This window comes from Limnohabitans sp. (genome assembly GCF_036804465.1).
Taxonomy (GTDB): Bacteria; Pseudomonadota; Gammaproteobacteria; order Burkholderiales; family Burkholderiaceae_C; genus Limnohabitans.
This window is the reverse complement of sequence record NZ_DAIRSK010000007.1, coordinates 90015-99938: the sequence shown is the minus strand read 5'-3', so window position 1 is coordinate 99938 and position 9924 is coordinate 90015. Positions and strand designations below refer to the sequence as shown.

Sequence of the window (9924 nt, the reverse complement as noted above, 5' to 3'; positions counted from 1 at the left end):
AATTAACCAATTAACCAATTAACCAATTAACCAATTAACCAATTAACCAATTAACCAATTAACGGAGCGAGGCTTCTACGAGTTTGACCCAATAGGTGGCGCCAAGGGGGATGAGGGCGTCGTTGAAGTCGTAGTTGGGGTTGTGCAGGGTGCACGGGCCTTCGCCGTGGCCGATTTCGCGGTGTACGCCGTCGCCGTTGCCGATGAAGCAGTAGGCGCCAGGCTTGACTTGCAACATGTACGAAAAGTCTTCTGCGCCCATGGTGGGCTCTTGGGCCACCACGTTGTCAACGCCCACGATGTCGGCCATGACTGCGCGTGCAAAGTTGGCTTGCGTCACATGGTTGATGGTGGGTGGGTAGTTGCGCACAAACTCAAAGGTACAGGTAGCGCCAAAGGCGGCGCTGGTGTGCGCGGCCACGTCGCGCATGCGCTGCTCGATCATGTCGAGCACCTCGATGCTGAAGGTGCGCACGGTGCCTTGCAGCTCGCACTGATCGGGTACCACGTTGGTGGCTTCGCCGGTGTGAATCATGGTGACCGAAATCACGCCAGCATCGACGGGTTTTTTGTTGCGGCTGATGATGGTTTGAAAGGCTTGCACCATTTGGCAGGCCACCATGACGGGGTCAATGCCGTTGTGGGGCAATGCGGCGTGGCAGCCTTTGCCGTGGATGGTGATTTTGAATTCGTTGCTCGACGCCATGACGGGCCCTGGGCTGAGCGCGAACTGGCCTTCTTTGAGGCCCGGCCAGTTGTGCATGCCGTAGACGGCTTGCATGGGGAATTTGTCAAACAAACCATCGCGAATCATTTCGCGGGCGCCGCCGCCGCCCTCTTCAGCGGGCTGAAAAATGAAGTACACGGTGCCGTCAAAGTCTGGGTGCTGGGACAGGTGCTGCGCCGCGGCCAAGAGCATGGCCACATGGCCATCGTGGCCGCAGGCGTGCATCTTGCCCGCGTGTTGGCTGGCGTGAGCGAATTGGTTGAACTCTTGCATGGGCAGAGCGTCCATGTCGGCGCGCAGGCCAATGGCGCGGTCGCTGCTGCCGCTTTTCAAAATGCCCACCACGCCCGTGGTGCCCATGCCGCGATGGATGGGAATGCCCCACTCGGTGAGTTTTTGTGCCACCAAGTCGGCGGTGCGAATTTCTTCAAAACGCAACTCGGGATGGGCATGAATGTCGCGGCGAATGGCCGTGATGGAGGAAGCTTGCTTGGTAAGGGAATCAAGGACTTTCATGACTTGAGTCTAGCCGCTGCGCCAACCCTCTGTCACGCAGGGCTATCCCGCAAAGCACTTCAGCCAATAAAAGTCAAAACAAGGAGCGCGAGTTCAACAAGGGGGTGTGATGTGCCAGCCGCTGCTGCGCAATTTCTAGTAAGCCATCAAAGATGAGCGAGTCAACCAGCTCAAACTGCACCGACATGCTGGGTGCCATCTTCCAACCCGCGCCGCCCGTCATGTAGCAGGCGGGTTCTGCCCCGCAGTGTTGGCGCACATGCTGCACCATGCGCTCGACCGCGCCCGCAATGGCAAAGGTGCCGCCGCTGGTCAGCGCGTCGCTGGTGTTGGTGGGAAATGCGCACACCTCGCCCGTGGGCACGCGCAGGCCTGCAGTGCCCGACTCGAGCGCGCGCAGCATGATGCCGTGGCCGGGCAAGATGAGGCCGCCCAAAAACTTGCCACTGGCATCGATGGCCTCGACTGTCACGGCTGTGCCGACCATGACCACCACCATGGGCTTGGGTGCATTGCCGCTCTGCACCCGCATGCGTGCGTTGGCCCCAATCATGGCGACCCAGCGGTCTGCGCCCAAACGCGCGGGGTAGTCGTAACCGTTGGTCACGCCAGCTTCTGCAGCAGTGGACACGGCCCAGTGGGGCGTGATGTCCCACAGCTCCATTTGTTCTTCCACACGGCGACGAATGGCCTCGCCCGCCACGATGCAGCCCAGCATGTGCGTGGGCTCTGGCAGTTCGCGCCAGTCTTCGTCTGCCAAGCGGTCTATGTTTTCCAAAAACACTGCGCCGCTGGTCAACAGCTTTGCGCCGGGCGCGGGGCTGCTGTAGACGCCCCATTTGAGGCGGGTGTTGCCCACATCGAGTGCGAGAAATGTCATAGCGCTGCGAATTAGTTTTGACGCCATGGCAAGCCGCGCATGCGCCAGCCGCCAAGGGTGCCGCGATGGCCGTCTGCATTGGCATCGCCCTCAAAGCCTTCAAGGATGTTGTAGGCCTCAAGGCCCAGTTGGGTGGCGCGCTGAGCTGCAGCAATGGAGCGCACGCCGCTGCGGCACAACAACACAATTTTTTGACCCTTGGCTGCGGCTTTGACCGCTTCATCGAATGCGGGGTTGATGGCGGTGCTTGGCCATTGCTTCCAAGGCACAGACACAGCGCCGGGTACAAAACCCACCCAAGCGAGTTCGGCCTCGCTGCGCACATCCACCATCACAGCCGCGCCTGACTGCATCCATTCGTTGGCTGTGTCAGGCGTGATGTCGCCTGCATAGCCCAGCTCGTTGTTGCTCATATTTATAAAGCGAAAGAAATAAGTTCTCAGTATAGAAGCGGCTCGTCCCCAAGGAGACAAAGTTTCTGGCAATTGAACAGAGCTTCAGGGGAAACCCTTGTGGAAAATTTGGCCACGACGATCAGAATCCCTACTCCCCATTCATGTCTTTGACAAAACTTAGGAGACTTCCTTCATGACAGAAATCAAAAAAACCACGGCTCGCCGCAATGTACTGAAAGGCGCTGCAGCCGCAGCCGCCGGCGTAGCAGCTGCACCCATGGTTGTGGCCCAAACCGGCCCCATCAGCATGCGTTGGCAGAGCACTTGGCCCGCTAAGGACATCTTCCATGAGTACGCAACTGACTATGCACAAAAAGTCAATGACATGACAGGTGGCGACCTGAAGATCGAAGTGTTGCCCGCAGGTTCTGTGGTGCCAGCCTTTGGTTTGCTCGAAGCGGTGTCTAAGGGCACGTTGGACGGCGGCCACGGTGTGTTGGGCTACCACTACGGCAAGCAAAACGCTTTGGCTCTGTGGAACTCAGGCCCAGCGTTTGGCATGGACGCCAACATGGTGTTGGCATGGCACAAGTACGGCGGCGGCGCAGAGCTGTTGGCCAAGTTGTACGCCTCGATCGGCGGCAACGTGCAATCGTTCTTGTACGGCCCCATGACCACTCAACCTTTGGGCTGGTTCAAAAAGCCAATCACCAAGTCGGCTGATTTCAAAGGCTTGAAGTTCCGTACCAACGGTTTGGCCATTGACTTGTTCACCGCCATGGGCGCTGCGGTGAACGCTTTGCCAGGCGGCGAGATCGTGCCAGCGATGGACCGCGGTTTGCTGGACGGTGCTGAGTTCAACAACGCCACATCCGACCGCATCTTGGGCTTCCCAGACGTGTCCAAGGTGTGCATGTTGCAAAGCTACCACCAAAGCGCTGAGACGTTTGAGATCATGTTCAACAAGACCAAGTACGACGCTCTGCCAAACAAGATGAAGGCTGTGATTGCCGGCGCAACAGAAGCCGCATCGGCTGATATGTCTTGGAAAGCAGTAGACCGTTACTCGAAAGACTACATCGAGTTGCAAACCAAAGACAAGGTCAAGTTCTACAAAACGCCTGACGCCATCTTGCAAGACCAACTCAAAATTTGGTCTGAAATTTTGGAGAAGAAGTCTGCTGAGAACCCACTGTTCAAAGAGATCGTGGCATCACAAAAAGCGTTTGCACAACGCGCTGTGAAGTGGGACCAAGACACCAACATCAGCCGTCGCATGGCGGTGAACCACTTCTTCGGCGCGAAGAAGGCCTAAAATACGGTCGCTCTCGCGAGCGATTGCGTTTTTTGTCAGCCATCCGAACTCGTTCGGATGGCTGATTTATTTAAGTCAGCAGAACATGCAAAAACTATTACTCACCATCGACAAAATCAGCACGCAAGTTGGCCAAGCTTTTTCTTGGCTCATTCTCGTGCTCACGCTCATGATCACATGGGAGGTGATCTCGCGCTACGCATTTGACAACCCGCACCCTTGGGCCTTTGACGTCATGAGCATGATGTACGGCTCTCTCTTCATGATGGCCGGCGCCTACACATTGTCCAAAAACGGCCACGTGCGTGGCGACGTCTTGTATGGCTTTTTCACACCACGTTTGCAAGCTGGCTTTGACTTGACCCTGTACTTCGTTTTTTTCATCCCAGGCATCGTGGCTTTGGCATGGGCGGGTTACATCTATGCAGGCGAATCTTGGGCCATCAATGAGCATTCCAACGTGACTGCGAATGGCCCGCCTGTCTACCCATTTAAAACCATCATTCCGATTGCCGGATTTCTTTTGTTGTTGCAGGGTTTGGTAGAGATTGTGCGTTGCGTGATTTGCCTGCAAACCGGTGAGTGGCCCAAACGCGGTGACGACGTGGACGAGGTGGACGTTGAAAAACTCAAAGAAATGGTCAACGTGAAAGACGAAGACATCGCCAAACTCGACGCTTACGTCGTGGGTGGTAAGGGAACACACAAATGAAAAAAGAAATATGGTTTGGCCTGAGCATCATGGCCATGGTCGTCTTAGCGGCCTTTGTTTTGCTACCGCCCGTCTCAGAAATGGCCAATGGCCACCTGGGCTTGTTGATGTTGGCGTTGGTGGTGGTGGCCATCATGTTGGGCTTTCCCACTGCCTTTACCCTGATGGGCATGGGCATGATCTTCGCGTGGTTGGCTTATAAAAGCCAAAACCCGGAGCTTGCGGTCACGCAAACTTTGGACTTGATGGTGCAACGCACCTACTCAGTGATGTCCAACGATGTGTTGATTTCAATTCCGCTGTTTGTGTTCATGGGCTACCTCATTGAACGCGCCAACCTGATTGAAAAACTGTTCAAGAGCATGCACTTGGCTGCCGCGCGTGTGCCTGGCTCTTTGGCGGTTGCGACCATCGTGACATGCGCGATCTTCGCCACTGCCACCGGCATTGTGGGCGCTGTGGTGACCTTGATGGGCCTGCTGGCCCTGCCCGCCATGTTGCGTGCGGGTTACAGCGTGCAGCTGTCAGCGGGTGCCATCACTGCGGGTGGTTGCTTGGGTATTTTGATTCCGCCTTCCGTGATGCTGATTGTTTACGGTGCGACTGCTGGTGTGTCGGTGGTCAAGCTGTATGCGGGCGCTTTCTTCCCCGGCATCATGCTGGCGACTTTGTATGTAGCCTACGTGATCATCATTGCCAAGCTCAAGCCGCATTTGGCCCCCCCCATGTCGGCTGAAGACCGCTATGTGCCGCTGCCTCCTGTGGCACATGAAGTGTCCATCACCATCAGCGACAAAGTGTTGCCCGGTTTGATTGGTGCCATCAAGGGCAAGCGCAACGCTGCGGTGCCCATGAATGAACTGCTCAAGCAACTGGGCATTGCTTTGCTGCCAGCTGTTTCTGCTGTGGTGATCATGGGCGCCATCTTCATGTCAGTCACGGCCCCCGCACCGTTGGAAGATATGCAAGGTGTTGTCTCGATGGGTGGCGGTTTTGAAGATCCAGCCCCCGAAGCAGAAGCCGGCGATGTAGCTGAGCCTGGCGATTTGCAAGCCCCTCCCGGCACGGACGAACCTGCGGCCAAAGTGGCTGTCGATGCACCTGCTGCTGCACAAGCTGCCCCTGCCGAGCCAGCGGCCCCGCAAGAACGCTTAGATGCCCCAGCCACCTTCTGGATTGGCTTGGTCAGCGTGGCGGTGGCCTTGGCCATCTTCTATTCTTACTTCAGCTTTGTGCGTCTTGAGATTTTCAAGATGTTGCTGGGCTCGTTCTTCCCACTGGCCATTATGATTTTGGCGGTGCTCGGCACCATCGTGTTTGGTTTGGCCACCCCGACTGAGGCCGCGGCCATGGGATCGATGGGCGGTTTGTTGCTGGCCGGCGCTTACCGGCGTCTCAACATGACGGTGATGCGCGAATCGGTGTACCTGACCGCCAAAACCAGCGCCATGGTGTGTTGGCTGTTTGTGGGCTCCAGCATCTTCTCGGCAGCGTTTGCGCTGTTGGGCGGACAAGACTTGATCAACTCCTGGGTGCTGGGCATGGATCTGACGCCCACCCAGTTCATGATCTTGGCGCAAGTGGTCATCTTCTTGCTGGGTTGGCCGTTGGAGTGGACGGAGATCATTGTGATTTTCATGCCCATCTTTATCCCGTTGCTGCCGCACTTCAACATCGACCCGCTGTTCTTTGGCTTGTTGGTGGCGCTGAACTTGCAAACTGCGTTCTTGAGCCCACCCGTGGCGATGGCAGCGTTTTACTTGAAGGGCGTGAGCCCTCCACATGTGACGCTGAACCAGATCTTTGCAGGCATGCTGCCGTTTATGGGCATCCAAGTGTTTGCCATCTTCTTGCTGTACATGTTCCCAGCAATTGGCATGTGGCTACCTAGCGTGCTTTACAAATAAGCATTTTTAGCACCACGCAAAGCCGCAGCGCCTTTTGGCCTGCGGCTTTTTTCTTGGGCGCTTTGTGTTTGTATTAGGGCAATTCCTCTTCACACACGCTGGCAAGTTGCTATGATTGACGTTTACGTAAACGTAAGTCATCAGCTGCGTTTTCATTGCCGTTTTCTCGGAGCATTCCATGACTGACCTGTCCGCCGAATTCCAAGCCCTGGCCAACTACAAGCCCACGCAAAAAGTGCGCTTCGTCACGGCCGCCTCTTTGTTTGACGGCCACGACGCGGCCATCAACATCATGCGCCGCATCTTGCAAGGCATGGGCGCCGAGGTGATTCACTTGGGCCACAACCGCTCGGTGGACGAGGTCGTGACGGCCGCGCTGCAAGAAGACGTGCAAGGCATTGCCATCAGCTCGTACCAAGGCGGCCATGTGGAGTATTTCAAGTACATGGTCGATTTGCTGCGCGCGCGCGGTGGCGAACACATCCAAGTGTTTGGCGGCGGCGGCGGCGTGATCGTGCCGCCCGAAATTCGCGAGCTGCAAGCCTATGGCGTGACCCGCATTTACAGCCCAGAAGACGGCCAGAAGATGGGCCTGCAAGGCATGATTGGCGAGATGATCATGCGCTGCGACACAGACCTGTCGCGCTACGCGCCCTCTTCTGTGAAGGAGATTCAAGGCCACGACGAAATGGCGTGGCGCAAATTGGCGCAACTCATCACCGCGCTAGAGAACGCAAACGCAGATGCCAAGTTGGTCGACGCTGTGCGCCAAGAGTCCCTCCACCACAAAGTGCCGGTGCTTGGGATCACTGGTACAGGTGGTGCGGGTAAATCGTCGCTCACCGACGAGCTGGTGCGCCGCATCCGTTTGGACCAAGGCGATGCGCTGCGCATTGCTGTCATCTCGATTGACCCCTCACGCCGCAAGAGCGGTGGCGCCTTGCTGGGCGACCGCATTCGCATGAACGCGATTTCACCTTGGCGCAGTGGCCAGCGCGTGTTCATGCGTTCACTCGCCACACGCGACTTTGGCAGCGAAATCAGCGCGGCTTTGCCCGATGTGTTGGCCGCCACCAAGTGCGCAGGGTTCGACCTGATCATTGTGGAGACCTCGGGCATTGGCCAAGGCGACGCCGCCATCGTGCCGCATGTGGACGTGCCCATGTATGTGATGACGCCCGAGTTTGGCGCGGCCAGCCAGCTGGAAAAAATCGACATGCTCGACTTTGCCGAGTTTGTGGCCATCAACAAGTTTGACCGCAAAGGCGCCAGCGACGCGCTGCGCGATGTGGCCAAGCAAGTGCAGCGCAACCAAGAAGCGTGGAATACCCCCACCGAACAAATGCCCGTGTTTGGCACCATGGCCGCCCGCTTCAACGACGACGGCGTGACCGCGCTGTACCAAGCCCTCAAAGGCCGATTGGCCGAGCTGGGCATGAGCTTCAAAGAAGGCTTTTTGCCGCGTGTGGATGTGCGCCACAGCAGCAACCAAACGCCCATCGTGCCCGCGGCACGTACACGCTATTTGGCCGAGATCACCGACACCGTGCGCGGCTACAAAAAACGCGCACGCACACAGGCCCAACTGGCCCGCGAAATTCAACAACTGCGCGAAGCCGCACGCATGTTGTCCGAAGACAAACCGGGCCGCGCCAAAGCATCCGAGGCGGCCATCGACTTGGCCTTTGCGCGTGAAGAAAACCTAGGCGCCGCCGAACGCAAGCTCTTGGCCCAATGGCCAGCCCTGCAAGCCGCCTACGCAGGCGACGAGTATGTGGTGAAGATTCGCGACAAAGAAATTCGCACCGCACTCACCACCAAGAGCCTGAGCGGCACCGTGGTTCGCAAAGTGGCGCTGCCCACCTACGAAGACCATGGCGAAATTTTGAAATGGCTCATGCTCGACAACGTGCCCGGCAGCTACCCCTACACCGCTGGCACCTTTTTATTCAAGCGCGAGGGCGAAGACCCCACCCGCATGTTTGCCGGTGAAGGCGACCCGTTTCGCACCAACCGCCGCTTCAAGCTGGTGAGCGAAGGCCTGCCTGCCAAGCGCCTGTCCACCGCATTTGACTCGGTCACGCTGTACGGCAACGACCCCGATTTGCGGCCCGACATTTACGGCAAAGTGGGCAACTCGGGCGTCAACGTGGCCACGCTCGACGACATGAAGGTGCTCTACGACGGGTTTGATTTGTGCAACCCCACCACCAGCGTGTCGATGACCATCAACGGGCCAGCGCCGTCCATCTTGGCCATGTTCATGAACACCGCCATCGACCAAAACCTGGACAAGTTCAAGGCCGACAAAGGCCGCGCCCCGACCGAAGCCGAAGCCGCCGACATCAAAGCGTGGGTGATGCAAAACGTGCGCGGCACGGTGCAAGCCGATATTTTGAAAGAAGACCAAGGGCAAAACACCTGCCTCTTCTCCACCGAATTCAGCCTCAAGGTGATGGGCGACATCGCGCAGTACTTTGTGCACAACCAAGTGCGCAACTTCTACAGCGTGTCGATCAGCGGCTATCACATTGCCGAAGCGGGCGCGAACCCGATTTCGCAACTGGCGTTCACGCTGTCCAACGGCTTCACCTTTGTAGAAGCCTACTTGGCGCGGGGCATGCACATTGACGACTTTGCGCCCAACCTGAGCTTTTTCTTCAGCAACGGCATGGACCCCGAGTACACCGTGATGGGCCGCGTGGCGCGCCGCATTTGGGCCGTGGCCATGAAAGAAAAGTACGGCGCGAACGAGCGCAGCCAAAAGCTCAAGTACCACATCCAAACCTCGGGCCGTTCGCTGCATGCGCAAGAGATTCAGTTCAACGACATCCGCACCACGCTGCAAGCGCTGATTGCGATTTACGACAACTGCAACAGCCTGCACACCAATGCATTTGACGAGGCCATCACCACGCCCACCGAAGACTCGGTGCGCCGCGCCATGGCGATTCAGCTCATCATCAACCGCGAGTGGGGTTTGGCCAAAAACGAAAACCCCAGCCAAGGCGCCTTCATCATCGAAGACCTGACCGAGTTGGTGGAAGAAGCCGTGTTGGCTGAGTTTGAGCGCATTGCCGAGCGCGGCGGCGTGCTGGGCGCGATGGAGACGGGCTACCAACGCGGCAAGATTCAAGACGAATCGATGACCTACGAAATGCTCAAGCACACCGGCGAGCTGCCCATCATCGGTGTCAACACCTTCCGCAACCCGCACGGCGAGCAGGTGATGGACAAGCTGGAGTTGGCCCGCTCAACGGAAGAAGAAAAGCAGTCGCAGTTGAAGCGTTTGCAAGACTTCCACGCCCTTCACCAAGTGGAAGCCGCCGAGCAAATCAAACGCCTGCAACAAGCGGTGATTGACAACGCCAACGTGTTTGAAGTGTTGATGGACGCGGTGCGCGTGTGTTCACTGGGGCAAATCACCCACGCCTTGTTTGAGGTAGGTGGGCAGTACCGACGGAATATGTAA

At 57.4% G+C, this 9924-nt stretch carries 7 protein-coding genes; 4 read left to right on the top strand and 3 right to left on the bottom strand.

The genetic code is table 11. The features are described 5' to 3' along the window. Positions 1 to 58 precede the first annotated feature (58 nt). The 3 genes from V7Q41_RS05485 to V7Q41_RS05475 all read right to left on the bottom strand — a co-directional run bounded on the left by V7Q41_RS05485 (position 59) and on the right by V7Q41_RS05475 (position 2536). A complete protein-coding gene (locus tag V7Q41_RS05485; protein ID WP_333843953.1) occupies positions 59 to 1243 on the bottom strand; it encodes a M20 aminoacylase family protein in 1185 nt (394 codons plus the stop codon). A gap of 73 nt (positions 1244 to 1316) precedes the next feature. Further along, positions 1317 to 2123 carry a type III pantothenate kinase gene (locus V7Q41_RS05480; RefSeq protein WP_333843951.1) on the bottom strand — a complete coding sequence of 269 codons (807 nt, stop codon included), beginning with the start codon at positions 2121 to 2123 and terminating at the stop codon, positions 1317 to 1319. Between the two features lie 11 nt (positions 2124 to 2134). Beyond that, positions 2135 to 2536 (bottom strand): rhodanese-like domain-containing protein, encoded by a 402-nt coding sequence (locus V7Q41_RS05475; RefSeq protein WP_333843949.1) that lies wholly within the window; start codon positions 2534 to 2536, stop codon positions 2135 to 2137. Positions 2537 to 2711: 175 nt separating this feature from the next. Between V7Q41_RS05475 and V7Q41_RS05470 the strand changes: the two genes are divergently transcribed. The 4 genes from V7Q41_RS05470 (at position 2712) to icmF (ending at position 9924) form a co-directional block, all read left to right on the top strand. Further along, the gene (locus V7Q41_RS05470; protein WP_333843946.1) at positions 2712 to 3833 is read left to right on the top strand and encodes a TRAP transporter substrate-binding protein; all 1122 of its coding nucleotides are present in this window, start codon (positions 2712 to 2714) and stop codon (positions 3831 to 3833) included. An 85-nt stretch (positions 3834 to 3918) separates the two neighbouring features. Further along, positions 3919 to 4545: a TRAP transporter small permease subunit gene (locus V7Q41_RS05465; RefSeq protein ID WP_333843944.1), complete on the top strand. Its 627-nt coding sequence runs from the start codon at positions 3919 to 3921 to the stop codon at positions 4543 to 4545. Next, the gene (locus V7Q41_RS05460; protein WP_333843942.1) at positions 4542 to 6452 is read left to right on the top strand and encodes a TRAP transporter large permease; all 1911 of its coding nucleotides are present in this window, start codon (positions 4542 to 4544) and stop codon (positions 6450 to 6452) included. The genes V7Q41_RS05465 and V7Q41_RS05460 overlap by 4 nt, the downstream gene beginning before the upstream one ends. 178 nt (positions 6453 to 6630) lie before the next feature. Continuing rightward, positions 6631 to 9924, top strand: coding sequence for a fused isobutyryl-CoA mutase/GTPase IcmF (icmF, locus tag V7Q41_RS05455; protein WP_333843939.1), 3294 nt, complete (start codon positions 6631 to 6633; stop codon positions 9922 to 9924).